Source organism: Kineococcus siccus, from assembly GCF_009906795.1.
Taxonomy (GTDB): domain Bacteria; phylum Actinomycetota; class Actinomycetes; order Actinomycetales; family Kineococcaceae; genus Kineococcus; species Kineococcus siccus.
The window spans coordinates 44,094-69,658 of record NZ_JAAALN010000003.1 but is presented as its reverse complement, the minus strand read 5'-3'; the positions used below and the strand labels follow the sequence as shown (position 1 = coordinate 69,658).

Annotated in this window: 25 protein-coding genes; 11 read left to right on the top strand and 14 right to left on the bottom strand. The window is 74.6% G+C overall.

The annotated features are described in order from the left end of the window. Positions 1-234: 234 nt before the first annotated feature. From GTR02_RS01220 to GTR02_RS01210, 3 genes are all read right to left on the bottom strand, one after another. Positions 235-990, bottom strand: a complete 756-nt coding sequence (locus GTR02_RS01220) for a GNAT family N-acetyltransferase (protein ID WP_166605637.1) — start codon at positions 988-990, stop codon at positions 235-237. A 213-nt stretch (positions 991-1,203) separates the two neighbouring features. Continuing rightward, positions 1,204-1,833 carry a TetR family transcriptional regulator gene (locus GTR02_RS01215; RefSeq protein ID WP_205708406.1) on the bottom strand — a complete coding sequence of 210 codons (630 nt, stop codon included), beginning with the start codon at positions 1,831-1,833 and terminating at the stop codon, positions 1,204-1,206. Between the two features lie 26 nt (positions 1,834-1,859). After that, positions 1,860-3,155 (bottom strand): cytochrome P450, encoded by a 1,296-nt coding sequence (locus GTR02_RS01210; protein ID WP_166605636.1) that lies wholly within the window; start codon positions 3,153-3,155, stop codon positions 1,860-1,862. 96 nt (positions 3,156-3,251) lie between these two features. Between GTR02_RS01210 and GTR02_RS01205 the strand changes: the two genes are divergently transcribed. From GTR02_RS01205 to GTR02_RS01195, 3 genes are all read left to right on the top strand, one after another. Then, entirely contained in the window at positions 3,252-4,022 is a 771-nt protein-coding gene (locus GTR02_RS01205; RefSeq protein WP_166605635.1) for an SDR family oxidoreductase, read from the top strand. Between the two features lie 75 nt (positions 4,023-4,097). Beyond that, a complete protein-coding gene (locus tag GTR02_RS01200) occupies positions 4,098-4,295 on the top strand; it encodes a ferredoxin (RefSeq protein WP_166605634.1) in 198 nt (65 codons plus the stop codon). A 22-nt stretch (positions 4,296-4,317) separates the two neighbouring features. Continuing rightward, on the top strand, positions 4,318-5,556 hold the full coding sequence (locus GTR02_RS01195; RefSeq protein WP_338073495.1) for an NAD(P)/FAD-dependent oxidoreductase: 1,239 nt from the start codon (positions 4,318-4,320) through the stop codon (positions 5,554-5,556). Positions 5,557-5,668: 112 nt separating this feature from the next. On the opposite strand, the gene GTR02_RS01190 is transcribed toward GTR02_RS01195, so the two are convergent. From GTR02_RS01190 to GTR02_RS01180, 3 genes are read right to left on the bottom strand one after another with little or no spacing between them, the layout of a single operon-like run. Beyond that, positions 5,669-5,944, bottom strand: a complete 276-nt coding sequence (locus GTR02_RS01190; RefSeq protein ID WP_166605632.1) for a hypothetical protein — start codon at positions 5,942-5,944, stop codon at positions 5,669-5,671. Positions 5,945-5,956: 12 nt separating this feature from the next. Beyond that, a complete protein-coding gene (locus GTR02_RS01185; protein ID WP_276610591.1) occupies positions 5,957-6,385 on the bottom strand; it encodes an alpha/beta fold hydrolase in 429 nt (142 codons plus the stop codon). Between the two features lie 26 nt (positions 6,386-6,411). After that, on the bottom strand, positions 6,412-6,885 hold the full coding sequence (locus tag GTR02_RS01180; RefSeq protein WP_166605630.1) for a MarR family transcriptional regulator: 474 nt from the start codon (positions 6,883-6,885) through the stop codon (positions 6,412-6,414). A gap of 56 nt (positions 6,886-6,941) precedes the next feature. Here GTR02_RS01180 and GTR02_RS01175 point away from each other — a divergent pair, with 56 nt between their 5' ends. Then, the gene (locus GTR02_RS01175) at positions 6,942-9,083 is read left to right on the top strand and encodes an MMPL family transporter (RefSeq protein ID WP_166605629.1); all 2,142 of its coding nucleotides are present in this window, start codon (positions 6,942-6,944) and stop codon (positions 9,081-9,083) included. A 78-nt stretch (positions 9,084-9,161) separates the two neighbouring features. Here GTR02_RS01175 and GTR02_RS01170 read toward each other — a convergent pair whose 3' ends face one another. Together GTR02_RS01170 and GTR02_RS01165 are read right to left on the bottom strand one after the other, a co-directional pair. Continuing rightward, on the bottom strand, positions 9,162-9,350 hold the full coding sequence (locus GTR02_RS01170) for a hypothetical protein (protein ID WP_166605628.1): 189 nt from the start codon (positions 9,348-9,350) through the stop codon (positions 9,162-9,164). Between the two features lie 298 nt (positions 9,351-9,648). Next, on the bottom strand, positions 9,649-9,972 hold the full coding sequence (locus GTR02_RS01165) for a winged helix-turn-helix transcriptional regulator (RefSeq protein ID WP_166605658.1): 324 nt from the start codon (positions 9,970-9,972) through the stop codon (positions 9,649-9,651). A 99-nt stretch (positions 9,973-10,071) separates the two neighbouring features. Here GTR02_RS01165 and GTR02_RS01160 point away from each other — a divergent pair, with 99 nt between their 5' ends. After that, complete coding sequence (locus tag GTR02_RS01160) at positions 10,072-10,917, top strand: NmrA family NAD(P)-binding protein (RefSeq protein WP_166605627.1); 846 nt, start codon at positions 10,072-10,074, stop codon at positions 10,915-10,917. A gap of 297 nt (positions 10,918-11,214) precedes the next feature. Here the strand turns inward: GTR02_RS01160 and GTR02_RS01155 are convergent, their stop codons facing one another. Continuing rightward, positions 11,215-11,625, bottom strand: a complete 411-nt coding sequence (locus tag GTR02_RS01155; RefSeq protein ID WP_166605626.1) for an ester cyclase — start codon at positions 11,623-11,625, stop codon at positions 11,215-11,217. Positions 11,626-11,751: 126 nt separating this feature from the next. Then, a complete protein-coding gene (locus tag GTR02_RS01150) occupies positions 11,752-12,186 on the bottom strand; it encodes a Rid family hydrolase (protein WP_166605625.1) in 435 nt (144 codons plus the stop codon). 93 nt (positions 12,187-12,279) lie between these two features. On the opposite strand from GTR02_RS01150, the gene GTR02_RS01145 reads away from it, so the two are divergent. Further along, the gene (locus tag GTR02_RS01145; RefSeq protein WP_166605624.1) at positions 12,280-12,783 is read left to right on the top strand and encodes a MarR family winged helix-turn-helix transcriptional regulator; all 504 of its coding nucleotides are present in this window, start codon (positions 12,280-12,282) and stop codon (positions 12,781-12,783) included. 27 nt (positions 12,784-12,810) lie between these two features. Here GTR02_RS01145 and GTR02_RS01140 read toward each other — a convergent pair whose 3' ends face one another. Further along, a complete protein-coding gene (locus GTR02_RS01140; RefSeq protein ID WP_166605623.1) occupies positions 12,811-13,545 on the bottom strand; it encodes a DUF4184 family protein in 735 nt (244 codons plus the stop codon). Positions 13,546-13,864: 319 nt separating this feature from the next. On the opposite strand from GTR02_RS01140, the gene GTR02_RS01135 reads away from it, so the two are divergent. From GTR02_RS01135 to GTR02_RS01120, 4 genes are all read left to right on the top strand, one after another. Then, complete coding sequence (locus GTR02_RS01135; protein WP_166605622.1) at positions 13,865-15,442, top strand: ATP-binding protein; 1,578 nt, start codon at positions 13,865-13,867, stop codon at positions 15,440-15,442. A gap of 107 nt (positions 15,443-15,549) precedes the next feature. Beyond that, the gene (locus GTR02_RS01130) at positions 15,550-18,411 is read left to right on the top strand and encodes a SpoIIE family protein phosphatase (protein WP_338073494.1); all 2,862 of its coding nucleotides are present in this window, start codon (positions 15,550-15,552) and stop codon (positions 18,409-18,411) included. Between the two features lie 210 nt (positions 18,412-18,621). After that, positions 18,622-19,017 carry a YybH family protein gene (locus GTR02_RS01125; RefSeq protein WP_205708404.1) on the top strand — a complete coding sequence of 132 codons (396 nt, stop codon included), beginning with the start codon at positions 18,622-18,624 and terminating at the stop codon, positions 19,015-19,017. 73 nt (positions 19,018-19,090) lie between these two features. Next, positions 19,091-20,305 (top strand): thiolase family protein, encoded by a 1,215-nt coding sequence (locus GTR02_RS01120; protein WP_166605620.1) that lies wholly within the window; start codon positions 19,091-19,093, stop codon positions 20,303-20,305. Between the two features lie 51 nt (positions 20,306-20,356). On the opposite strand, the gene GTR02_RS01115 is transcribed toward GTR02_RS01120, so the two are convergent. The 3 genes from GTR02_RS01115 to GTR02_RS01105 form a co-directional block, all read right to left on the bottom strand. After that, on the bottom strand, positions 20,357-22,015 hold the full coding sequence (locus tag GTR02_RS01115; RefSeq protein ID WP_166605619.1) for an amidohydrolase: 1,659 nt from the start codon (positions 22,013-22,015) through the stop codon (positions 20,357-20,359). Positions 22,016-22,192: 177 nt separating this feature from the next. Further along, positions 22,193-22,825, bottom strand: a complete 633-nt coding sequence (locus GTR02_RS01110) for an HD domain-containing protein (RefSeq protein ID WP_166605618.1) — start codon at positions 22,823-22,825, stop codon at positions 22,193-22,195. Between the two features lie 212 nt (positions 22,826-23,037). Continuing rightward, positions 23,038-24,051: a DJ-1/PfpI family protein gene (locus GTR02_RS01105; protein ID WP_166605617.1), complete on the bottom strand. Its 1,014-nt coding sequence runs from the start codon at positions 24,049-24,051 to the stop codon at positions 23,038-23,040. 246 nt (positions 24,052-24,297) lie between these two features. On the opposite strand from GTR02_RS01105, the gene GTR02_RS01100 reads away from it, so the two are divergent. Then, positions 24,298-25,545, top strand: coding sequence for a haloalkane dehalogenase (locus tag GTR02_RS01100; protein WP_166605616.1), 1,248 nt, complete (start codon positions 24,298-24,300; stop codon positions 25,543-25,545). The last annotated feature ends 20 nt before the right edge of the window (positions 25,546-25,565 follow it).

Below are 25,565 nucleotides of genomic sequence, written 5' to 3'. Positions count from 1 at the left end.
ACCGATGTCAGGCCATCCGGACCCGTCCACGGATCGACGATCCGCTACCGGCAGGGCCTCTGCCGCAGCGACTGCATCGTCATGCCCTACGCCTCGACCGTCTCCGCGGACGACATCGTCGCTGCGGTTCACGAGTACAGCGATCTTGCTGTCCAGGGCGCACGCGAGCAGCAGAGCCGAGGCGGGTGGACGGCATCCGCGAGCTCACTGCGCTGGAGTGCTCGGTGCGGTCACTCAGGTGGGACTGGAGAAGCGCGTCGTGCGCGCGACGGTCTCGAAGCCGAGCCGCTGGTAGATCGTCAGACCGGCTTCGCTGGCGTTGAGGCACGCCTGCTCTGCGCCCGCCGCCCGGGCGGCGCCCAGAGCGGCGGCGGTCATGGCCCTGCCGATCCCGCGGGAACGCCACCCGGGACCGGTGTTGACGAAGATGACCGTCGCCTCAGCGCCGAAGACGCCGACGCCGGACGTCGCGTGTGCAGCGCCGTCGACGTCGACCGCGGCGAAGAGCTGGAAGGCTGGCGACAGCGACCTCAGGTACGCGGCGAGCACGGCGTGAGGCTCGTCGAGACGGGGGTCCGCGGACAGGGCCACGGCGACCGCGTCGTCCAGCGGAACTCCCTCGACCGCGTCGCCGGCGAGGCGCCGCACCGGGAGGAGGGTCAGCTCACCGGTCAGGTCCGGTTCCGGCACGGCCCGCAGGTCGCGGCAGGCCATCGCCGTCGCCGTCTTCGACCGCCAGCCGAGGTGCGCGTGGACGAGCGCGGTGCACCGGGTGGCCGCCGCGAACACGTCGATCATCCCGGTGCGGATGTCCGGCAGGAGAACGGCGAGCTCGTCGTGGGCCCGGTCGTCGGTGATCAGGAGGCGCACGGGTGAGCCGGCCTCGACGGGGGCCGCCCCGTGCATCCCCGGCCCTTCCAGGTGAGCCCGGCCCGGGAGGGCGTGCCGCGCGACGAAGGCGCTGGCGTACACCTGCGCCCCGGTCCCCATGCGCGGGAGCCTAGGCGCTGCCGACGCCGTGACGGATGCACCGAACCCGCAGAACCGCAGGTCATGGCGCTGCTCGATGCCGCGTGGCGCCGGCCGGACGGGGTGCGTGCTGCCCGGCGACCGGACGGTCACCGGTTCGCCCCCCGCCCGGCCCCCTTACCCGAGGTGCGGTGACACCGTCCGGCGGCCTTCACGCCGCGAGCGCGGATCGTCTCAGGGCGCCGGACTGCCGGGCGGCGTGAGCAGGACCGCGGTGATGGCGTCGACGAGGGCGTCGCCGACGGCGGTCCAGTCCGGTGCCACGCCGGCGTCGGCACCCTCCTGCTCCTGCTCCGCGCAGGTGTGCACGATCAGCACCCGCATCATCTGGTTGCGCAGGGCCGCCAGCCGCGGCGGTGTGCGCGGCACCCGGGCCCAGACGGCGGAGAGCACGTCCCGCGTGGGCGCGGAGCCGATGGCGGACCAGATGGCCGAGTCCCGGAACGTGGGGTCCGTGGTGACCTGCGCGACGAAGCGCGCGCACCAGCTGGGCGTGCCGAGCGTCGCGAGGTGGTCGGTGTAGGGGCGCACGACGCAGGCGACGTGGTCGCGGAGGTCCGGGGAGCCCGCAGCCTGCTCGAGCATCCGGGCGGCGTGCTGGTCCATCGCGGCCGAGTGGTGGCGGGAGATCGCCTGCACGAGCTGTGCCTTGGAGCCGAAGTGGTAGGCGACCGCCGAGTTGTTCGCCTGCCCCGCCGCCTCGGCCACCTGCCGGTTGGAGACGTCGGACAGCCCGCGCTCGGCGTAGAGCCGTTCCGCCGTGCGCAGCAGCAGGAGGTGGGTGGGCGTCGTGGTGCTCGGCACGGCTCCATGCTGGAGCATCGCCGGCGTCACCACCGCACCGGCACCTCCTCGAGCCCGCCGACGATGAGTCCCTCGCGCCGGCGCAGCTCGGCGGGCGTCACCGCCAGCTCCAGGGTGGGCAGACGCTCCAGCAACCTGCCCAGCACCGTCTGCAGCTCGACGCGCGCGAGGGCCTGCCCGATGCAGGAGTGCGGCCCGGCCCCGAACGCCAGGTGCGGGTTCTCCTGCCGGGTCAGGTCCATCCGCGCGGCGTCGGGGAACACGCGCTCGTCGCGGTTGGCCGCCGCCATCGACGAGATCACGGTGGTCCCCGGCGCCACGGTGGTGCCGGCGATCTCCATCTGCGCCGAGACGTAGCGCGGCATGCCGAAGCCGGGGTTCGCGTCGAAGCGCAGGACCTCCTCGACGGCGGGGCCGACCAGGCCGGGGTCCGCCAGCAGCTGCCGCCAGCGCGCGGGCTCGGCCAGGAGCAGCGACACCATCTTGCCGATCATGTTGGCGGTCGTCTCGTGGCCCGCGATGAGCAGCCCCTGACCGGTGGCGACCAGTTCCGCTTCGCTCATCCGGCCGTCCTCGGCGTCCACGACGGCCGCCAGCTCGGAGAGGAGGTCGTCACCGGGTTCCGCGCGCTTGGCCTGGACCAGGGTCACCATGTAGGCCTGGAACTCCGCGGCGGAGGTCTGGATCTCCGCCTGCTCGTAGCGGGTGAGGTTGAGCATGGTGTCGGACCAGTAGGCGAACTCCTCGCGCCGGTCGGCGGGGACGCCCAGCAGCTCGCAGATGACGTTCACCGGCAGAGGGAAACCCAGTGCACTGCGGAGGTCCGCGGTCGGACCACCGGCGACCATCGCGTCGATCAGCTCGTCCGTGAGTTCCACGATGCGCGGTTGCAGAGCCATGACCCGCTTGACGGTGAAGGACCGTCCCAGCAGGCGCCGCCACCGCTGGTGACCCGGGCCACTCGTCGTCGAGCCACCGGCGCCGTCTACCTCGGGACCGGCGACGGACTCCTCCGCCGCACCGCGCCCCTCGAAGGCGCCGTTGCCCGCGGTGCCCACGCGAGCCGCGTCGTCGGCGACGAGTTCCCGCGTGAAGCGGGGGTCGGACAGCATCGCCTTGACGTCGTCGTGACGGGTGAGCAGCACCGCGGTGTCTCCGCTGGGCAGACGGACGGGCGCCACCGGGCACCGCTCGCGCAACCACGCCCACTCCACCGGGGGTTCCAGCGCGGTGGGGCCGGCCATCGGGTAGCGCAGCGGCTCGGCGTCGTCGACGGGTGCATCGGTCGTACCGGTGACGGGGCAGGTGTTCGGCGTGGTCATGGTCGGAGTACCTCTCGTCGTTCCGGAGCGGCGGCCGCGGCCCGTGCTAGTTTTCAGTCAGTCGCCTGACTGAACACTAGCCCAGGAGGAACGACCGTGCGAGGACTGACGGGCAAGGCGGTGGTGGTCGCCGGCGGCGCCACCGGGATCGGCGCGGCCACGGCCCGGCGGCTGGCCGAGGAAGGGGCGCGGGTCGTCGTCGGCGACCTGAACGTCTCCGGCGCAGAGACGACGGTGCGCGCGATCACGGCTGCGGGCGGCGACGCGGTCGCCGTCCAGTTCGACCTGGCCGACGCGGAGTCGGTCGCCGCACTGGTCGAGACCGCGGTGCAGCGCTTCGGCGCGCTGCACGGCCTGGCCAACGTGGGTGCGGACCTGTCCGTGGAGACCCTCGGCCGCGACGCCGACCTGCTCGAGATGGATCCCGCGGTCTGGCGGCGCACCCTGGAGGTCAACCTGCTGGGGTACGCCCACTCCTGCCGCCTCGCCGTGCCTCACCTGCTGGCGGCCGGCGGCGGCGCCATCGTCAACGTGAGTTCGCACGCCGCGTTCGTCGGCGAGGACACCCGCCCCGCGTACGCGGCGTCCAAGGCCGGGGTGAACGCGCTGACCCGGCACGTCGCCTCCCGGTGGGGCCGCGACGGCATCCGCTGCAACGCCGTCTCCCCAGGGATGGTCCTGTCCGAGACGGCGCTGGCCACGATGAGCGAGGACTTCAAGGCGGCGGGTCTCGCCGGTATCCGCAGCACCCGGCTGGGCCGGCCGGAGGACCTGGCGGCGACCGTCGTGCACCTGCTGTCGGACGACGCCGAGTGGGTCAACGGCCAGGTCTGGGGCGTGGACGGTGGCGGGGTGCTGCGCGACTGACCCACCCGGCCCCGTCCCCGAGGACCCCGACACCACCGAGCACCGAGCACCGAGCACCGAGCACCGGAGGAACGCATGAAGATCCTGATCGACGAGGAACGCTGCATCGGAGCCGGCCAGTGCGTGATGGCCGCGCCGGACGTGTTCGACCAGCGGGAGGAGGACGGGGTGGTGGTCCTGCTCGAGCCGGACCCCGCCCCGGCGCAGGAGGCCGGCGCCCGCCGCGCCGCCGCGCTGTGCCCCGCCGCGGCCGTCCTCCTGCGCGAGCACTGAGGTGGGCCGTCGAGTCGTGGTCGTGGGATCGGGCACCGCGGGACTCGCCACGGCGGACGCCCTGCGCAGCGAGGGGTGGGAGGGCGACGTGGTCCTCGTGGGGGCCGAGCCGCACGAACCGTACGACCGCCCACCCTTGAGCAAGCAGCTGCTCGCCGGGCGGTGGACCACCGACCGGATCGTCCTGCGCACCCGCGCCGCGCTGGCCGCCGACGGGGTGGAACTGCTGAGCGGGCGGCGCGCGATCGGCGTGGACACCACGGACCGGACCCTCCACCTCGACGAGGGCGACGACCTCCGCTACGACGCGCTCGTCGTCGCGACGGGGCTGGACGCGCGCAGGTTGCCCTTCGGACACGACCTCGCGGGCGTCCACGTGCTGCGGACGCTCGACGACGCGCTGGGCCTGCGCGCGGAGTCGTCCACCGCGCGACGGGTGGTGGTCATCGGTGCCGGCTTCCTCGGCTGCGAGGTCGCCGCCACGGTGCGGCAGGCCGGGGCCCAGGTGGCGATCGTCGACCCCCTCGACCTACCGCTGCGGAACGTCCTCGGCCCGCGGCTGGGAACCCTGGTCGCCGAGGTGCACGCCGGGCACGGGGTCGACCTGCACCTCGGGCGGGGCCTGGCCTCGTACCTGTCCGACCGAGGTCGCGTCACGGGTGTGGTGCTCGACGACGGATCGGAACTCCCCGCCGACCTGGTGGTGGTCGCCATCGGCGCGACTCCGGCCGTGCAGTGGTTGCGGGGCAGCGCCGTACCGCTCGCGGGGCCGCTGCCCCAGGACGGAGCCGGGGGCGTGCGCTGCGACGCAGCAGGTCGCGCGGTGGAGGCCGTGTGGGCGGTCGGCGACGTCGCCGCCTGGTGGTCGCCGCAGGAGGGCCGCCACGTCCGGCTCGAGCACCGGCTGACCGCCAACCAGCACGCCCAGGTGGTGGCCCGCGCCATCACCGGTGGGCAACCGCGAGCACTGGCGCTCGTCCCCTACTTCTGGTCCGAGCAGTACGACCTGCACCTGCAGAGCTACGGAACTCCCGCGGGCACCGACGAGGTCCACGTCGTGGAGGGTTCCCTGGCCCGGCGCCGGTTCCTGGCCGTCTACCTGCGGGGAGGCCGGGTCAGCGCGGTCGTCGGCGCGGGACTGCCGAAGGCGCTGCGCGCCTGGGTGCCCGCCGTCGCCGAGCACCGTCTCGCCGAGCACCGTCTCGCCGAGCAGGCCCTCGCCCCTGACGGGGAGGCGGACGGCGCTCCGCTCCGGGCGTGAGGTGCGGCGTCCGACGAGCCGGGAGGAGGGCTGGGAACCCGACCGCACACCCAGCCCGGAGCCCACGCCCCGCCTGGTGGCGTCCAGCCTGCAGCGGGACGGGCGGACGGTGCTACGTCAGGGTGGCGAGCCAGGTCCGCAACGCGGCCGCGATCTGGGGTGAGGAGTCGTGCGGGAGGAAGTGCGTCCCGGCGACGGTGACCTCGGACTGGTGCGGCCAGCGTCGGCACTTCTCCAGCACGCGTCCGGTGATCACGGCGCCGGGATCTCCGCGCACCAGGAGTTTCGGCACCGTGCTGGTGGACATCCACGCCGCACCGGCGGCGACGGCCTCGTGCACGTCGGCGGGTTCCCCGTCGACGGGGATCTCCCGCGCCCAGGTGAGCATCGCCCTCGCTCCTCACCCGGGCCGGCGTAGGGCCAACTGCTCACCCGCCGGCGAACGCAGGGCGCCGGACAACTCCCGGTCCGGGCCCGTGCCGTCGTGCCACGAGACGGGCACGACACCCGCTTCGAGGTAGGCGACACCCCGCGCGGTGTCCGGGCGGCGGCGCGCACGGTCCACGGCCAGGACCCCACGCCAGTCGTGGCCCACGAACACGCAGGGCCCGTCGAGATCGAGGGCGGTCAGCGCCGCGTCGAGGAACCGCCGGTGCTCGACGAAGCGGTACCGGTCGTCACCGGTGCCGGGCAGCTGGTCCGACCCACCCGTGCCCACGAGGTCGAGCGCGACGCACCGGTGGTCCTCACCGACCCGCGCAAACTCCGCCTGCGACGGGAGCCGTCGAGTGCTCGACGGGCGAGGAGGGCCTGACCTCGGCTCCCGCAGCCTGGCGTCCGGCGTCGGCCGCCGCGTCAGCCGGGAGGCGGTTCGTGGGCCAGCACCCGGTGGAGCAGGTCGTTGAGCACCGCGGACTCCTCGGCCGTGAGGCCGAGGGCCGAGGGCGCGTTGACGGCGGCCACGCCGGGGTAGGTCGCGGCCAGCTTCTCGCGGCCTGCGGCCGTCAGTTCGACGCGGCTCGCCGCGCCGGGGCGCGGGGCCGGGTGCCGCTCCACGAGCCCGAGCTCGACCATCTGCAGGATCAGCTCGCCCATGCTCTGCGGCGTGATGAGGATGCGGCGGGCGAGCGCCGCCTGGCTGACGCCCGGCTCGACGCTGAGCTGGACGAGCACCCCGAACTGGTGCGCCGTCAGCCCCTGCCGCGCGAACTCCTGCCGGAAGCGGCGCGCCACGTGGTGCCCGGCCTGCACCAGCGTCCACGCGGGCAGGTCGTGCGGCGACGGGTGCTCCGGCAGGGGGCTGGTCGAGTCGGCGGTGGTGCTCTCCACCGGAACACCCTAAGGTGGCTGACAGACCATCAGTTTCCTTATGGGGGGATCTCGTCATGGCACGCCTCGCGACGTTCGTGCTGCGCCACCGGCTCCTGGTGGTGCTCCTGTGGGTGGGCGTCGCCGTCGCCGGCGGGCTGACCGCCGCCCGCACCGTCGACCGCCTCAGCTACGAGTTCGGCCTCCCCGGGGCCGCGGCCTACGAGACGAACACCCGCATCCAGGCCGAGTTCGGTGGCGGCGGCCTCGTCGACCCGGTGGTCGTCACCGCCGGCGGACCGGCGGGGACGTACGCCGACGCGGCCGCCGTGCGCGACTTCACCGCCTCCGTGCAACGGGTCGCCGGCGCCGCGCCCGGCACCCGGGTGGTGAGCCCGGCCGACGCCCCGGCGCTGGTCTCCCCGGACGGCCGCCGGGCGGTCGCGCTGCTCTACCCCCGCGTCGTGCCCGGGCCCGACCCGTACGCGGCGGCGCTGCCGGCGCTGCAGGCCGCGGCGGACGGCGTGCGAGCGGTGGGGAGCCCGCTGCAGCTGACGGGGACGGTGCTGCTCACGCAGGACGGTGGGGGCGGTGACCGCGGGGTGCTCGCGGAGGTCGTCCTGGGCGGCGCCGGCGCCCTGGTCGTCCTCGTGCTCGTCTTCACCTCGCTGCTCGCCGCCGTGCCGCTCGTGGTCGCGGCGGTCTCCATCCTCGCCACATTCCTCGCCCTGCTCGGCCTGACGGCCGTCACCGACGTGTCCTTCGTCGTGCAGTACCTCATCGCCCTCATCGGGCTCGGCGTCGCGATCGACTACTCGCTGCTCATCGTCATGCGGTGGCGCGAGGAACGGGCCGCGGGTGCGGACAACGACACCGCGGTGCGCACGGCCCTGGCCACGGCGGGGCGCTCGGTGCTCTTCAGCGGGGTCACCGTGGCGGTCTCGCTCGCCGCCCTCATCGCGGTGCCGCTGCCGTTCCTGCGCAGCATCGGTCTGGGCGGCATGCTCATCCCGCTGCTGAGCGTCGCCACGTCGCTGACGCTGGTCCCCGTTCTGCTGCACGTGGCCGGGCCCCGGCTCCAGTGGCCGCGGCGCAGCTTCCGCGACCCGACGAGCCGCCGCTGGGCCTCGATCGCGCGCTTCACCGTCCGCCGGAAGTGGCCCGTGGTCGTGGTCACCAGCCTGTTCCTCCTGGCGCTCGCGGCCCCGCTGCTGACCCTGAGGCTGGGGTCACCCTCGATCGACGCCTACGGCACCTCCTCGCCGCCGGCGCGGGCCGCGGCGGACGTCGTGGCGGCCGGCATCGCGCCCGGCGTCCTCCGTCCGACCGAGGTGCTCGTGCCCCGGGGGTCGCTCCCGGGGGTGGCGGACGCGCTCGCCGCCGTCCCCGGTGTCGCCGCCGCCACCGACCCGGGGTGGACGGCGGGCGGCAGCTCTCTCCTGCAGGTCTGGACCGCTGCCGACCCGGCGAGCGACGCGGGGTCCGCGGCGCTCGAGGACGTCCGGGCCACAGCCGCGGCCGCGGGCGCTCAGGTGGGTGGGACGCCGGCGGAGGACGCGGACTTCGTCAGCGCCGTCTACGGCGACGCTCCGCTCGTGCTGATCGTCATCGTCGTCGTGACGTTCGTGCTGCTCGCCCGCAGCCTGCGGTCGGTGTGGCTGCCGGTGAAGGCGCTGGTGCTCAACGTGCTGTCCATCGGGGCGGCCTACGGACTCACCATCGTCGTGTGGCAGTGCGGGATCGGCACGGAGCTGCTGTTCGACGTCCGGGCCGCCGGGTCCATCACGACGTGGGTGCCGGTGGCCGTGTTCGCGTTCCTCTTCGGGCTCTCGATGGACTACGAGGTGTTCATCCTGTCGCGCATGCGCGAGGCCTACGACGAGCACGGGGACACCCCGCGCGCCGTGGTCGAGGGCATCGCCCGCACGGGCCGACTGGTGACGTCGGCCGCGCTCATCCTGTTCCTGGCCTTCATCGCCCTGTCCACGGTGCCGAGCACCGAGGTGAAGATCCTCGCGACGGCGCTGGCGCTCGGGATCCTCATCGACGCGGTCGTCGTGCGCGGCCTGCTGGCTCCCGCGCTCGTCGCGGTGCTGGGGCGCGCGAACTGGGTGCTGCCGGCGCCGGTGGCCCGCCTGCTCCTGGTGCGGGACGAACAACCGAGCCGCAGCGGGTCGGGTGATCCGCAGACCTCCGGCGCCGGACGGGTCGCGGACTGACGCCCTGCGGCGCAACGTCGCAGGAGCGTGCGGCTGCCGTGCGCGCGGTGTCGTCGGCCCCGCGGCCGAAGCGCTGCGTCAGACGCGGTTGCGGGGGCGGTTCCGGCTGCGGCCGTTGGTCACCGCGTGCCGACGACGGCCCACGGCCAGGAGGATGAAACCGATCCCGAACGCCACCCAGGCGAGGACGCTCGACGTGTCGGTGACCAGGAGGACGACGAACGCGGCGAAGCAGAGGATGGCGCCGATGCGGGCAGGTGGCGGCATGTGCAGGCTCCCGGGATCGCGTGACGAGGTGCTGACCGAACAGCCGAGACGCGTGGTCCGGCCGACCGCTCGCTCATCCTGGCACTCACCACCGCCTGCGCCTAGGGGTGCGACGCCTCGTTCCCCGCGTCGACCACCTGCAGAGCATCCCTTCCGGTCGGGTGCTCCCCGACGAACCCCCGACGCGGTTCCGCGACCCTCGGTCTCCGAACCGCCGGGCCGGCCCGGGGCGGTCGCCTCCCGCGCCGGGTCGTCGGGGGCGGCAGCCCTGGCAGGCTCCCGGCTCCGGGAGCGCGGCTCACCCTCCCGTCGGCGTGAAGGCGCTGGTCGGCACGGTGAGGGCCCAGTCGTCCATGGCGGTCAGGACGGCCCGCAGCTGGTGCCCCAGCGGAGTGAGCTCGTACACGACCCGGGGCGGGATCTCCGGGTAGGCGGTGCGGGTCACCAGCCCGTGGCGCACGAACTTGCGCAGGCGGTTGGTGAGGGTGTGGGCGCTGATGCCCGGGAGCGCGTCCATGAGCTCGGTGAAGCGGTGGGGGCCGTGCAGCAACTCCCGGACGATGAGGGTCGCCCACGGGCCGTCGAGCAGCAGCAGGAACCGTGCGACGCCGCAGTCGGGCAGCGGTGCGGAGTTGTGGCTCGCCGAGTTCTGACTCACCCGGCGCAGCGTACGCCATTGGTGCAGTTGACGTAACTGATGCAGCGCGTGCACTAATGAGGCATGACCTTCATCGTGCACGGAGCAACGGGCGCCCAGGGCGCCCCCGTCCTGGCGGCCCTCACCGCCGCCGGCCACGTCGCCACGGCCGCGGTCCGCGACGTCTCCCAGGTCCGCGGAACCCCGGCCGTGGCCGTCGACTACGACAGCGTGGACTCCCTCGTCGCCGCGTACCGGGGGGCGGAGGGTGTGTTCGTCCACCTGCCTCTCGGTGCGCCGCAGCAGGTGGCCGGGTTCGCCCGGACCATCGGCGAGGCGATCGCCGCCGCGCAACCCGCTCGCGTGGTCTTCTCCACCAGTGGCGCCCAGACCGGCGTCGCGGGCAGCGAGGGGGGTGCGGCGGACGTGCTCGTCCAGGCGCTGGACCGCAGCGGGGTGTCCTTCGCCGTCGTCGAACCGCGCCTGTACCTGGAGAACCTGCTGCTGCCCGTCGTGGTCGGCCCGGCCCGCGAGGAGGGCGTGCTGCGGTACCCCCTGCGCGCGGACTTCCCTGCCTCGTGGAGTTCGCACCTGGACGTCGCCGACGTGGTGCGCGCGCTGCTCACCGACCACGCCGTCACGGGCGTCGTGGCCGTCGGGGCCCTCCCGGCCCTGCTCGGCGACGACCTCGCCGCGGGGTTCTCCCGGCACCTGGGTCGTGAGGTCCGCTACGAGGGCCTGACGCCCGACGAGTTCGGCCGGTCGATCACCCCCCTGTTCGGCGAGCAGGCGGCGGCCGGGGTCGTGCAGTTCTACGCGAGCCGTCAGACCAGCAGCGGCGACGTCATCGGCGAGGACTCCTCCGCGCAGCGACTGCTGGGGATCTCCCCGCGCACCGTCCAGGAGTGGTTGCACGCCATGGGTGTCTGAGCTCCCGACGTGCGGGTGAGCGGGGTGGGACGGTCCGCAGCAGCGGCGTCCCACCCCGCTCGTCCGTCGTCACGACGGGCTCGCGGGGGAACTCTGGGCGGGGAGCCCTCGGCCAGCGCGGTGGTCCGGCGTGCACGAGCTGGACGCAGAAGAGCCGGGACGCGGACCCGACGACTGTCAGGTCCGCACCCCGGCTCAGGTGCCCTTGTGCAACGGTTGAGGCGGAGTTCCCGGTGGGTCCCCCGGAAACCGTCCGCGCCCGGTCGACCGCCGGCCCAGGCCGTCGGCCCGTCGGCGTCAGCTCGAAATCTGCGCCTGGAGCTGCAGCAGCTGCTCGACGTGCCGGATCTCGGTGACCTGGCCGTCGACGATGCGGACGATGTCCGTGCCGGCGAACGAGACGTCGCGGCCACTGGCCGGCGTGCCGAACCACGGCCCGGTGTGGGTCCCCGTCATCGTCCACTGGGTGACGACCCAGCCGTCGTCGGTCTCGGCCTGGTAGTCGATGTGGTGGACCGGGGTGGTGAAACCGGCCGCGAGCGCCGTGGCGAGGCCCTTGAGACCCTCGACGGCGGAGGCGGCTCCCGGGGTGGGCTGGTGGTCGACCACGCTCGGCGCGAAGAGCTGGTCGAGCGTGTCCACGTCGTTGGCGTCGAGGGCGACGTACAGCGAGGTGGCGATGGCGCGGGGGCTGGAACTCGAGGTCACGATGTCTCCTGGAGGTGAGGTGGTGCCCCTACGGTTCCCTATGGGGCCTAGTTTCCCACAAGGTACTGTGAGAGTGATCCACGTCACACCTGCCGGGTCTCCCCCTGGACCGGCGGGGCGACCGGCTCAGTCCTCCTGGCCGACCAGGGCGGTCACGCGGATCTCCACGCGCATGCCGGGCGCACCGAGCGCGGCTACGCCGATCTGCGTCCAGACGGATGCGCGGTCACCCATCCGCTCGCGCAGCTGCTCCACCACGACCCGGGTGTGGTCGTCGCCGATGGTGTCCCGGGCCGTCGGCACGTGGAACGTGTCGACGGCGATGACGTCGGTCCAGCTCGCCCCCGCGGTCGCCAGGGTCCGCTCGACGTTGTCGAACGCCTGCACGATCTCGTCTGCGAGGGACGCCGGGAACCGCACCGGGAAGGTCAGCTCGCTGCTCCAGCCGCCTTGCCCCGAGATCTCGACCCGGTCGCCGACGCGGACCGCCTGCCGGTAGTGGAGAGCGTCGAACAGGGTCTGGCCGTAGCCCGGCGTGGTGGTGAAGGTGGCCCTGCTCATGGTCGCGCTCCTCTGGTTGACTTCATGCGTGAACTCAACCTAGCACGGTCTACTTCAACCGTGAAGTGGTCACGCCCTCGCTACGATGCCGCCATGACGTCGGGTGCCGGTGCGGACGGGCCGCCGTGGCTCACGCCGGAGGAGAAGGAGGCGTGGACCGGACTGGTCTCGCTGATCCTGCTGCTGCCCGGCCGCCTCGAGGCACCGCTGCAGGCGGACGCGGGCCTGACGCTGTTCGAGTACCTCGTGCTCAGCCAGCTGTCCGAGGCGCCGGGCCACCGCATCCGCATGAGCGAACTCGCCTACCTGGCCAACGGATCGCTGTCACGGCTGTCCAACGTGGCCAAGCGCTTCGAGCAGCGCGGCTGGCTGACGCGAGCCCCCGACCCCGAGGACGGACGCTTCACCGTGGCGTCCCTGACCGAGGCCGGGTACGCGACGGTCGTGGCTGCGGCCCCGACCCACGTGCGCGCCGTCCGCGACGTCGTGCTCGACCACGTGAGCGCCGCCGACGGCCGGGCCCTGGCCCGCGTCGCCGCCAAGCTCCGGGTCCGGCCCACCGACCTCGCCCGAGGCCGCAGCGACGACGGGGGCTGACGATGCGCCCCGTGGAACCACGGGTCGTCAGCGCCGCTCCGACGCCGTGAACCGCAGCACCAGCGCGACCGACGTCAACCCCAGCAGCAGCACCGCCCCACCGGTGGTCGCGCCGGCGAAGGCCCAGGCCCGGGCGCCGCTCGTCTGCCCGGCCGCGAGGAGTCCGGCCACCGTCGACGCGCCGACCAGGACGCCCCAGACGGCCGCTGCGCCGCGACGTCCGGGCACCGGGACGACCGGGGCCCGGTGCCACCACCGCCGGCACCAGACCGACAGCACCACCAGGCCCCCCACCCCGCTGCCGTACTGGGCCCAGCGGAAACCCTCCAGCCCGAACCACGTCCGGCTCAGCGCCGGGGCGTTCCCGGTCCCCCAGCGGCCCGCGTGGGTGAACTCGTCCCACCCCACGTGGGTCGCCGCGCCCACCACGAGCGCCACGACGACCAGGGCGAGCGCCGACAGCCCACCGGCCCGGCACCGCAGGCCGACCCGGACCCGTCCCGCGAGGCGCGCGCGCAGCGGCCGCGGCGCGAGGTGCAGGACCGCTGCGCTGACCAGCGCGTGCCACAGGACCCACGCCAGCACGCCCAGCGCCAGGTCCGTGGTCACGACCGCCACCGCGGAGTGGGTCGGCCACGCCGGTGCACCGGGCAGGTAGTACGGCAGGTCGGGGCTCACGCTGCCGATGACCAGCGCGGACGCCGGCAGCGGCGTCCGCAGCAGGGGCAGGACCGCGGCCGCGTGGCTCGGGGTGAAGGGCACGCCCGCGACGCTAGGTCAGCGCACCCGCGCGAGCGGGATCGTCCCCTAGCCACCACCACCGCTCCGCCGGATGTCCACCGAGCAGCGGTGCCCGCCGAGGAGTCCTCTCGCGGAAGCGTGGACGGCCATCGCGGGAGTCCGTCAGCCCTGCGCACCTCCGGGCTCCGGCACGGGACCGGGGTGACGCCATCCGCCGGCGCGACACCCACCTCCCCGTGTGCTCTCGTGTCTGCAGGTGCTCGTCCCGGCGACGACTCCTCGACGGACCCGGGGGCACATCTCGGACGGCTCAAGGACGAGGAGACCGGTGCAGGACTCGGTGGCACGTGCAGACGTCGACGTCGCGGGCGTCTTCGAGATCACCAGCACGCCGTCCCTGGTGCTGGACCTCGACGGGGTCGTCGTGGCCGTCAACCGCGCGTACCTGCGCGAGGTCCACCGCGACCGCGCCGACCTGGTCGGGCGGCCCCTCGCCGACGTCGTGCCCGTCGACCCCGGCGCCTCGGGAGCGGCCGAGCTCGACGCCTCGCTGCGGAAGGTGCGGCGGACGGGCCGACCGGACGCGCTCCCGCTGCGGTCGTACGCCGTCGCGACCGGTGGCAGCGGGGACCGGCGGCGGTGGCGGCTCCCGGTCCACCTGCCCCTGCTCGACGAGACCGGTCAGGTCGCGTGGGTGCTGCACCGGGCCGACGAGGTCCTCGGCCGCGTCGACCCGGAGCCGCAGCCCGCCACCGCGAGCGCCGGCGAGCCGGGGCCCGCGTCGGCCCTGCGCGACGCCCGCGCCCACCTGCGGCAGGCCGAGGACGAGCTGCACGCGCTCGGGCGCGAGCTCGAGGCGGCACGGGAGGCCACCCGGCGCTGGGCCGACCAGCAGGCCGGCCTGGTCGAGCTCGCGCGCTCCGCGGGTCGGGCGCGGGACGAGGGCGCCGTCCTGCGCGCCGTCGCCCGGCAGGGCGCTCGCCTGCTGGGCGCCTCGGGGTCGGGCCTGTGCCTGCGCGAACCCGACGGGCGCCACGTCCGCCTCCTCGTCACCGACAGCGACACCGACACCGACACCGACGCGGTGCGCGAGGTGGCGCGCACCGTGCCGCTGGACGTCCCCTCGCCGCTCGTGCACACCGCCGTCACCGGTGAGGCGCACTTCGACGACGGCCTCGCCGCCGTGGCCCGCGTCCCCGCGGCCGAGGCGCTCCGGGTCGCCGCCGACGCGCACGCCTCGGCCACCGTGCCGCTGCGGGCGCACGGGCGCCTGCTCGGGTCGCTGTCGATGGCGTGCGCCCGGCCCCGCGCCTGGACCCGGCAGGACCGGGACCTGCTCGACGCCGTCGCCGCGCTGATCACGCCGGCGCTGGAACGGCTCGACCCCCGCGCCGCCGCAGCCGTCTCCGCCGGCGCCGACCACGACCCGTGGCGGGAACCGGTGCCCGGCGGCACGCAGCCCGAGCTCGGGCCGGGTGCGGAGGCGGAGGTGGTCACCGTCGTGGACGTCCGGGACCCCGCCGGCCGGGGCGAGGACGGACTCGTGAGCAGGGTCCTGGTCCTGGACGCCGACCCCGCCGCCGTCCGCGAGGCCCGCGTCTTCGTCCACGAGTCGTGCTGCCGGCTGGCGCACTGCGACGACGCCTGCGACACCCTCGCGCTCCTGGTGAGCGAGGTCGTCACCAACGCCATCTCCCACGGGCGCAGCCAGACCCGGCTGGAGGTGACGTCCACCCCGACGGGGGTCCGTCTGGAGGTCCGCGACGACGACTCGCGGCTGCCCGTGCTCGCGGCCACGGATCCGCAGGCCCTCGGGGGGCGCGGCCTCGCCGTGGTCGACCGGCTCGCGAGCGCGTGGGGCGTCCGCGAGGAGGACGTGGGCAAGACCGTGTGGGTCGAGCTCAGCGCCACGGGGTGACGTCGCGAGCCGCCGACGCCGACGCCGACGCCGACGCCGAGGGATACTGGACCGCCCACCAGGGCGCTGGCAGGACGCCAGGCGATCACGGCGTCAGGAGAGTGCACGTGCCGCTGGACCGCTCGTCCCCACCACCCGCCGACTCCCCGGCGTCCGACGCCGGCGCGGCGACCGGGCCCGAGACGGCCACACCCGTGACCGCCGCACCCCAGACGGCCGCACCCCAGACGGCAGGGGCGATCGCCGCGCGGTCCCTGTCCGCGGACCCGGCCCGGGTGGCCGCGGCACGCCGCCTGCAGCCGTCCACCGGCCTCGCCGGGACCGCCCGAGGGTCCGTCCCGGTCACCGGGAGCGGGGCCGTGCCCGGCCTGGACCGCCTGGCCGCGCTGGCGGCCCGGCTGCTGAACGCCTCGTCCGGGCGGGTCGTGCTGCTGAGCGACGTGCAGACCGTGGTCGGGGCCGCGGGGCGGCAGCCCGACGCGCTCGAGCGGGACGGTGGGCCGCTGGCGCAGTGGCTGTGCACGCAGACCGCCGCGGCCGGCGCCCCGCTGGCCATCGCCGACACCAGCGCCGACGCGCGCGTGGCCGACCTGGCGCCGGTGGCGTCCGGCCTGGTCGCCTCCTACCTGGGCGTCCCGCTCAGCGGGCTGGACGGGCAGGTGGTCGGGGCGCTGTGCGTCTTCGACCCGTCGCCGCGCACGTGGTCCGTCTCCGACATCGCCCTGCTGGGTGACCTGGCTGCTGCCGCGGTCAGCGAGCTGGAGCTGTCGGCGCTGAACGTCGACTACGAGGCGGCACGCCTGCGCTGGCAGCTGTCGATCACCGCGGGCGGCATCGGCAGCTTCGACTGGGACCTCGTGACGGGTGAGCTGGTCTGGGACGAGCGCCTGATCGAGCTCTTCGGCTACAGCGACGGCGACGCGGACGGCGCGACCGGCGCGGAGGCGTTCGACCGGTCGATCGAGGCGTTCAACGCCCGCCTGCACCCCGAGGACCTCCCCCGGGTCGGTCAGGTCATCGCCGAGTGCATCGCCGCCTGCGGTGACTTCGAGGCCGAGTACCGGGTCGTGCGACCGGACGGCTCCACCCGCTGGGTGCAGGCACGCGGCAAGACGCTGGCGGGTGAGGACGGCGCCGCCGTGCGCCTGCTGGGCGCGGCCTACGACACCACCGCCCAGCGCGAGGCCGACGTGCGCGTCGCGCGGGTGCTGGAGTCGATGCCGAGCGCGTTCTACGCCCTGGACACCCGGTGGCGCTTCACCTACGTGAACGCCGAGGCCGAACGGCTGCTGCAGCAGCCCCGGGACGCCCTGCTGGGCGAGAACCTCTGGGCGGTCTTCCCGGGCACCGTGGGGGCCACCTTCGGCACCGAGTACCACCGGGCGGTCGACACGGGCCGGGCCGTGACGTTCGAGGCCTACTACCCCCCGCCGCTCGACAGCTGGTACGAGGTGCGGGCCTGGCCCTCGCCCGACGGGCTGTCGGTCTACTTCCTGGACATCAGCGCGCGCAAGGCGGACCAGCGGGCGGCCGAGGACGCCAGCGCCCGCCTGGCGCTGCTGGCCTCCACGTCGCGGCAGATGGCCGAGACCTTCGACGCCGAGCAGGCCGTGGCGCGGCTGGCCGAACTGGTCGTCCCCGCCCTGGGGGACTGGTGCGTCATCACGCTGGTCGAGGACGACGCGCTGGCCAGCGCCCCGGTGTCCGCGCGGGCCGGCGGCGGGGCCCGCACCGCGGCGGACCAGCCCGGCCTGCTGCGCCGCGGACTGCGCGACGTGGGCAGCTGGCACCGCGACGCGGCGCTGCGCCCGCTGGTGGCGGACTACGCGGAGCACCGCCTGCGCGAGCTGACCGGCACCGCCGACCTCTGGCGGGCGCTGCGCGAGCCGGGCCCGGTCGTCGTCCCGGACGCCACCCGGGCCATCACCGCGGCCCTGACCCCGGGCGGGCGGGCACACGAGGCCCTCGCCCGGCTGGCGCCGGGTTCGGCGGCCGTCCTGCCGCTGCTCGGCCGCGGGCGCACCGTGGGGCTCATGAGCCTGTTCACCGGCCCCGACCGGCCGCCGCTGAGCCCCCAGGAGCTGGCCACCGCGGCCGAGGTCGCCGACCGCGCCGGTCTCGCGCTCGACTCGGCCCGGCTCTACCGGCAGCAGCGCGACCTGGCCGCCGCCCTGCAGCGCTCCCTGCTGAGCGCCCCGCCCGAACCCGACCACGGCGAGATCGTCGTCCGCTACGCCCCCGCTGCCGAGGCCGCGCAGGTCGGGGGCGACTGGTACGACGCGTTCATGCAGCCCGACGGCGCGACGGTCCTCGTGATCGGCGACGTCATCGGTCACGACAACCAGGCCGCCGCGGCGATGAGCCAGGTCCGCACCGTCGTGCGCTCCATGGGCGCCCTGGGTGACGCGTCGCCCGCCCGGATCCTCGCCAACACCGACCGGGCCCTGGCCAACCTGCAGGTCGACACCACCGCCACCGCCATCGTCGCCCGCCTCGAGCAGACCCTCGACGAGCGCTCGCGCGGGGTCACGCGCCTGCGCTGGTCGAACGCCGGGCACCCACCGGCGATGGTGATCGCCACCGACGGCGCCGTGACTCCCCTGCTCGGACTGCACGCCGACCTCCTGCTCGGCGTCCTGCCCGACACTGCGCGCAAGGACGCCGAGGTCGTCGTCGACCGCGGGTCCACCGTGGTCCTCTACACCGACGGCCTCGTCGAGCGGCGCGACCAGCCGCTGGCGGAGGGGCTGGCGACGTTGCAGGCCGTCCTGGAGGAGCTGGCCGCGCGCGACGGCACCCTGGACGCCCTCGTCGACGACCTGCTCGAGCGGATGCTGCCGGAGCGCCCGGAGGACGACGTCGCCGTCATCGCCGTCCGGCTGCACCGCCAGGACCGTCCCCGCCCGGCCGCGGCCGGCCCGCGGCGGGTGCCGCCCCACGTCCCGCCGGAACCGGGGACGGCCCGCTGACGTCGTCCGTGCGTCCTGGTCCGGCGCTCGGCGCCACGCGCGGACCGCGTGGCGGTGCGGATCGCCGGGGAGCTCCCTGAGGAACTCCCCTAGGCGCGCTCGGGAACCTCGCATGGAACCCACCCGCCGGCCGGACCTAGCGTCGTCGGCGTCAGGGCGCTCCGCCGCGAGGCCGCGCCACCCGGACCCTGCAGTGCCGACGAGGAGTGCATGACGGTGACCACGACCACCACGACCACCTGGCCCGACGACCTCGCGGACGCGTTCCGCAGCTTCGAGCGTCACTTCGCCGCCGGCGACTTCGACGCGATCGCCGAGCAGTACGGGCCGGACGCCGTCCTCGTCTGGGCCCCGGGGGAGCGGGCCGAGGGCCGTGCGGCGATCCGCGCCGCCTTCGAGGCGGCCCACGCCCGAGGAGCCGGACTCACGATGGAACCCCGGGCCTTCCACATCGCCGGCGACCTCGCCGTGACGTCCTTCGTCATCACGTTCACCGGCATGACGCCCGACGGGAGCCCGGTCGTGACGACGTCGACCGAGGTGCTCCGGCGCGGGACCGACGGCCGGTGGCGCTTCGAGGTCGACGACCCGTTCTTCAGCGCCTGAGCCGGCCGTCGCGGGAGCAGGACCCCGACGTGCCCGGGAGGGCCCACGCCGGCGCAGCGAACGGGAGAACTCCATGACGTCCGCCTACCTCTACGACTTCGTCCGAACCCCGTTCGGCCGCTACGGCGGAGGACTCTCCGGCGTGCGGCCCGACGACCTGGCCGCGCACGTCCTGACCACGCTGCGGGAACGGTCACCGGACCTGGACCCCGCGGCCGTGGACGACGTCGTGCTCGGCAACGCCAACGGCGCCGGGGAGGACAACCGGGACGTCGCCCGGATGGCCGCCCTGCTGGCCGGGTTCCCCGTCACGGTGCCCGGCGTCACGGTGAACCGGCTGTGCGGTTCCGGCCTGCAGGCCGTCGTCGACGCCGCGCGAGCCGTCGAGACCGGCGACGGCGACGTGGTGGTCGCCGGGGGCGTGGAGTCCATGAGCCGGGCCCCCTGGGTGCTGCCCAAGCCGGAGCGGGCCTTCCCGCCCGCGGACACGACCGCCGTCTCCACCACCCTGGGCTGGCGGCTGGTGAACCCCCGCATGCCCGCGGAGTGGACCGTCTCGCTGGGCGAGGGCAACGAGCAGCTCGCCGAGCGCTCCGGCATCACCCGGGAACGCCAGGACGTCTTCGCCGCGCTCTCGCACCAGCGCGCCGACGCCGCCTGGGCCGCAGGCCACTACGACGACCAGGTCACCGTGGTCCCCGGCACGGAACTGCTGCGCGACGAGAGCATCCGGGCGACCACCACGCCGGAGCTCCTGGCGCAGCTGATCCCGGCGTTCCGCCCCGCGGGCAGCATCACCGCCGGGAACGCCTCCCCGCTGTCGGACGGGGCGTCCGCACTGCTGCTGGGTTCGGCGGAGGCCGCCGGGCGGATCGGGCGCTCGCCGGTGGCGCGGATCGCCGGGCGGGGACTCTCGGCGCTGGAACCGCAGTTCTTCGGCTACGCCCCCGTGGAGGCCGCCCGACGAGCCCTCGTGCGGGCGGGGATCGGCTGGTCCGACGTGGGCGCGGTGGAGCTGAACGAGGCGTTCGCGGTGCAGTCGCTGGCGTGCCTGGACGCGTGGGAGGTCGACCCGGGGATCGTCAACCAGTGGGGTGGGGCGATCGCGCTGGGGCACCCGCTCGGGGCCTCGGGTGGACGGGTGCTCGGGACGCTCGCCGCGGTGCTGCGGGCGACGGGGCAGCGCTGGGGCCTGGCCGCGGTCTGCATCGGTGTCGGGCAGGGCCTGGCCGTCGTGGTGGAGAACCTCGACACCTCCCCCGCGGGCAGCGCGGTGCTCCGTCCGTGAGGCCGATCGGGCCGGTCCGCAGTTCCTCGGCCCGCCCTCGCGGCCGGACGGTCAGGCCTCGAAGACCTTCGTGCCGGCGAACCAGGTCTCCCGAGTGGTGACGGAACCCAGCTCCTGCGCCGGTACGGCGAAGGGGTCCCGGTCCAGCACCACGAAGTCCGCGGACATCCCCGGCGTGAGGCGACCGGTGACGTCGGCCAGGCCCATGGCGGTGGCCGCACCCGTCGTGTAGGCGGCGATCGCCTCGCTCACGGTGATGGCCTGCTCCGGCCACAGCTCGCCCGGGAACCGGCCGGTCGGGTCCGACCGCGTCACCAGGCCGGCGATGCCGAGCCACGGGTCGGGAGTTCCCGTCACGGGCCAGTCGGACCCGGCGGCCAGCACCGCCCCGGAGTCCAGCAGGTCGCGGTTGGGGTGCACGCGGTCGGCGGCAGGCCGGGGCAGGACCGCCCGCAGGGCCTGCAGGAGGGGGGTGGGGAACCACAGCGGCGGGGAGATGTCGGCGTGCACGCCCAGCTGCCCGAAGCGCGGGACGTCGTCGGGGTGCACGTACTGGCCGTGCGCGACGTGCATCGGCGGGAGGGCGCCGAGGTCGGCGCGCACGCGTTCGGCCGTGTCCAGGACCATGCGGACCGACGCGTCGCCGATGCCGTGCACCTTGACCCCGAGACCCAGCTCGACGGCGCGGCGGATCCAGGCCTCGAGCGCGTCCGCGTCCATCGTGGTGGCCCCGTGGAAGCAGGCGCCGTGGGCCTCGTCGGGCAGGTAGGGCTGCAGGAACGCGGAGGTCCGCGAGGGCGGGATGCCGTCGAGGAAGATCTTGATGAAGTCGGGTCGGTGGTGCGCGCTGCGGAACTGCTCGCCCGCCGAGATGAGCGGCTCCCCGACGACCTCGGTGCCGAAGATCAGGTCGTTGACGAGCATCGAACTCACCACCCACGCCGCGAGGCGCCCCTCGGTGTCGAGCGCGTGCAGCCCGGCCATGGTGTCGAGCGAGGCCGCCGCCTCCTGGAACGCGACGATGCCGAACCGGTGCAACAGCTCGATGCCGCGTTCGGAGTTCCGGGCGTGGTACTCGGTGTTCCGGTGCGTGGTGGACCGGTGGGCGCGGGAGACCATCGCCCCCGCCGACTCCACCAGCACACCGGTCGGCGCCCCGGTGGCGTCGCGGACCACGTGCCCACCCGGCGGGTCACCCGTCAGGTCCAGGACACCGCCCGCTCGCATCGCGGCGGTGTTCGCCCACCTGTTGTGGTGGCTGTCGTCGGTCAGCACCACCGGGTGTCCCGCCGCAGCCTCGTCCAGGGCGGCCAGCACGGTCCGGTCGGAGAGCTGGTCGATCATCGCCACGCCCCAGGACTCGCCGACCACCCAGTCGCCGTCCGGCAGGTCAGCCGCACGACGGGCGACGGCGGCGATGACGTCCTCGACCGACGCCGTCGAGGACACCTTCAGCTGGTGCAGGTCCACTTCGCCCGCGATGGCGTGGTGGTTGTGGACGTCGACGAGGCCGGGCAGGACGACCGCGCCCCCCAGGTCGACGGTCTGCGTGCCCGGACCGGTCAGCGCGCGGACGGCGTGGTCGTCGCCGACGGCGAGGACCACGCCGCCCGCGACGGCGAACGCCTGCGCCGAGGGGTTGTCCGCGTCGAGCGTGCGCACGACCGCGCCGGTGACGACCAGGTCGGCCTGGGCGTGTCCTTCGACCATCGCTGGTCCTCTCCTCGTCGTCGGCGCCGACGGTGCGGTCCGACGGACGGACCGGGCGCGACCGGCTGGCTCGACGCTAGGGGGGCGGAACGGTCTGCGGCCATGAGGGTTTCCCGCACGGGCGCTGGTGAAGCCTTCAGCGGCGGGGGGCACCGGCCACGCCCGTATCGTGGTTCGTCAGGAACCCCACGGGCCGGCGGCGACGAGCCCCCGGAAGTCCGGCACGCTCCCGGCGCCCCTCACCTCGCCGACGAGGAGGGAGGGGAAGCTCAGGGGCGGGGCCTTCGCCGGCTTGTCCACGGTCTGGTCGACCACCATCCGGGCCAGCTCGTCCGCCAGCTGCAGGCGCGGGCGACCCGCGTGGACACCCGCGAGGACCTCGCCGGGGAACTGCTCGGCGCCGAGGCCGAAGACGTCCAGGGCGATGCCGTAGAACGACAGGGCGATCTCCGGCGCCTTGCGGTCCGCGATGCCGGCCGACGTGTGCAGGGCGATCGCGTCCCACACCAGCGAGGTGCGGTCGGCGGCCATGCCGGCGTCGCGCAGCACCCGCACGGCGAGGTCCGCTCCGTCGACCTCGAACCGCTGATCACCGTTCCCGGCCTCGGTCAGGCCGACGTCGTGCAGCGCACAGCTGACGAAGACCACCTCGTCGTCGAAGTCGACGTCCGGGCGCAGGCCGCGGAGGTCGGCCACGCGGCGCGCGAACAGGTAGCTGCGCAGGCTGTGGTTGACCAGCGTCTGCGCCGAGCCCCCCACGAGGAACTCGTGGGCCGTGCGCGCCAGGGGCGTCTCGGGGAACTCGCTCACGTCCGTCACGGTCACACCGACACGCGGCCGGTGGCGGCGATCGGGCTCATCGGTGGGCAGGTGCTCGTCGTCATCGTGACTCCCGGTGTGCGGCGGTTTCGCGCCACCGTCCCACCACGTCCGTGGTTCCCCGCAAGGAACCATCGCGGTGACGTGGGTCACGGTGACGGGCGGTCCGCGACGGCGCAGCCGACCGTCGCCCGCCCAGCGGCTCAGAGGCGTTGCTGCGCGGGGCGGAACCGCCGTCGGTACTCCCCCGGCGTCGTGCCCAGGTGGGTGCGGAAGACCCGGTGCAGGGTCTCGACCGACCCCAGGCCGCAGAACCTCGCGATCTGGCGGGGCAGGAGGTCCGTCTGCTCGACCATGCGCCGGGCTCCCTCGATCCGCAGCTGCTCCACGAACACGGCCGGCGTGATCCCCGTGTCGGCGAGGAACAACCGGGCGAAGTGCCGCTCGCTCAAGGACATCCGCGACGCCAGGGCCGGCACCGACAGGTCACCGTCGAGGTTCTCCCCCATCCAGCTCCGCAGGTCACGCAGGTCGCGCCGGCCGCCACCGCTGCGCGCGAGGGGGACGCTGAGCTGGCTCTGACCACCCGGTCGCTGCAGGTACATCACCATGATGCGCGCCACCTCGAGGGACAGCTCGGCCCCGTGGTCCTCGGCGACGAGGGCGAGGGCCAGGTCGAGCGAGGCGGTCATGCCGGCACTCGTCCACACGTGACCCGACCGGACGAAGATCGGGTCGCGTTCCACCTGGACGAGCGGCTGTTCCGCCGCCAGGCGGTCGACCGTCGACCAGTGCGTCGTGGCGCGGTGCCCGCGCAGCAGACCCGCCGCCGCGGTCAGGTGCGTTCCCGCGCAGATGGAGACGATGCGGCGCGCCTCGCGTCCCGCCTCGCGGATCCACTCGACGGCGGTGGCGTCGATCACCGGCACGGGGCCGTCGTCCGTGAGCTGGATCCCCCCGGGGACCAGGAGCGTGTCGGGGGTGAGGCGCCAGCCGTCGAAGGTCTCGTCGGCGTACAGGCGGACCCCGGAGACGGTCCGGACGGGCCCGGCTCGATCGGCGAGGTGGTGCACCTCGTACCGCGGCTCCCGGCCACGCTGCCGCAGCAGCCAGTTGGCGGTGCTGAACACCTCCGCGGGACCGGTCACGTCGACGGCGTCGACGCCCTGGAAGAGGACGACGGCCACCACGTGCGGGCTCGCCGCGGGAGGTTCCACGCGGGTCAGGGTGCCTCGCGTCGACGCGGGGGGCAAGGGCCGCCGACGCGCGAGGGCCCCACGGCGGTGTCCGGATCTGACAACGACCCGACCTGGTGGCCGGCCCGGCCGCCGGGGAACACTGGCTGCGGGCCCGGAACAGCCGGACCGCGAGCTGGAACACAGCCACCGCGGACCGGCCACCGCGGACCGGCCACCGGCCGGAGGTCTTCCCGCCCACCACCCCGACGACCCCGAGGACGAGCCGTGCAGCACATCTTCATCGAGCTCTGGAAGTACAAGGACGCCTGGCGCGACGCCGGTGTCGACGCCCGGCAGGAGTACGCGGAGCGGCTCGCGCCCATGGTCGCGAGCATGACGGCCGCGGGGGTCGAGGTCATCGCGTGGGGGCCCAACGACCCGAGCGTCGACCTGCGGGCGGACTTCGACTTCTTCGGGGTCTACCGCCTGCCGAACCGTGAGCTGTTCGAGCGGTTGCAGGCGGGGATCGCGGCGTCCGGCTGGTACGACTACTTCGAGCACGTCAACGCCGGCGGAACCGCCATGAGCCCGCCCGCGGTCCTGGGGGACAACATCGCCCTGGCCCCGCCGCGCCCCTCCCCCGAGGACATCTCGCCGGTCATGACCGGTGAGCGTCGCACGACCACGGTCGACGGTCTCGGCATGAGCACGGTCACCCTCGGCGAGGGCCGCCCGATCGTCTTCCTGCACGGCGACGTCGGTCAGGCCTACCTCTGGCGCAACGTGCTGCCCTACGCCGCGCAGGCCGGGCGGGCGATCGCCGTGGACCTCCTCGGCAGCGGCGAGTCCGACAAGCTGCCGCACTCCTTCGACGGCGCCTACTCGTTCCGCACGCAGTACGACTACCTGAGCCGGTTGCTGGACGCGCTCGGCGTCACGCGCGACGTCGTCCTCGTCGGACACGACTGGGGGGCCAACCTCGCCTTCGAGTGGGCCAAGGACCACCCCGGGGCCGTGGCGGGCGTGGCCCACACCGAGGCGGTGACACCCCCGTTCGAGTGGGACGACTGGACGCCGCCGATGATCCGGCCGATGTTCCGGACCATGCACTCGGACGAGGGTGAGGCGTTCCAGCTCGGCGACAACCAGTTCGTGGAGAACATCCGGATGGGCGTGCTGCGCAGCCTGTCCGAGACGGAGCTGGACGTCTACCGGGCGCCGTACCGCCGGCCGGGCGAGGACCGCCGTCCGCCGCTGGACTGGGCGCGGGAGGTCCCGCTGGGAGGGCGCAGGCCCGAGACGGCCGCCCTCGTGCAGGCGCACAGCCGGTGGATGGCCGACAGCGACGTCCCCAAGCTGCTGCTGCGCGCCGAACCGGGTGCGCTGACGGCCGGCCGCCGGCTCGACCTCCTGCGGACCTGGCGGAACCAGCAGGAGGTGGCCGTGCGGGGCGTCCACTGGCCCTCGGAGGACGACCCCCACGGCATCGGCCGGGCGCTGCTCACCTGGCTGGAGGAGACCGTCGGCCGGTGACCCCGGTGTGCCCCCGGCTC

What these genes read in the sequence shown, in the direction of transcription:
- GTR02_RS01220 (WP_166605637.1), bottom strand. Translation starts at nt 990, where the DNA reads ATGGGGACCGGGGCGCAGGTGTACGCCAGCGCCTTCGTCGCGCGGCAC.
- GTR02_RS01210 (WP_166605636.1), bottom strand. Translation starts at nt 3,155, where the DNA reads ATGACCACGCCGAACACCTGCCCCGTCACCGGTACGACCGATGCACCC.
- GTR02_RS01200 (WP_166605634.1), top strand. Translation starts at nt 4,098, where the DNA reads ATGAAGATCCTGATCGACGAGGAACGCTGCATCGGAGCCGGCCAGTGC.
- GTR02_RS01190 (WP_166605632.1), bottom strand. Translation starts at nt 5,944, where the DNA reads ATGCTCACCTGGGCGCGGGAGATCCCCGTCGACGGGGAACCCGCCGAC.
- GTR02_RS01175 (WP_166605629.1), top strand. Translation starts at nt 6,942, where the DNA reads ATGGCACGCCTCGCGACGTTCGTGCTGCGCCACCGGCTCCTGGTGGTG.
- GTR02_RS01170 (WP_166605628.1), bottom strand. Translation starts at nt 9,350, where the DNA reads ATGCCGCCACCTGCCCGCATCGGCGCCATCCTCTGCTTCGCCGCGTTC.
- GTR02_RS01160 (WP_166605627.1), top strand. Translation starts at nt 10,072, where the DNA reads ATGACCTTCATCGTGCACGGAGCAACGGGCGCCCAGGGCGCCCCCGTC.
- GTR02_RS01150 (WP_166605625.1), bottom strand. Translation starts at nt 12,186, where the DNA reads ATGAGCAGGGCCACCTTCACCACCACGCCGGGCTACGGCCAGACCCTG.
- GTR02_RS01145 (WP_166605624.1), top strand. Translation starts at nt 12,280, where the DNA reads ATGACGTCGGGTGCCGGTGCGGACGGGCCGCCGTGGCTCACGCCGGAG.
- GTR02_RS01125 (WP_205708404.1), top strand. Translation starts at nt 18,622, where the DNA reads ATGACGGTGACCACGACCACCACGACCACCTGGCCCGACGACCTCGCG.
- GTR02_RS01120 (WP_166605620.1), top strand. Translation starts at nt 19,091, where the DNA reads ATGACGTCCGCCTACCTCTACGACTTCGTCCGAACCCCGTTCGGCCGC.
- GTR02_RS01115 (WP_166605619.1), bottom strand. Translation starts at nt 22,015, where the DNA reads ATGGTCGAAGGACACGCCCAGGCCGACCTGGTCGTCACCGGCGCGGTC.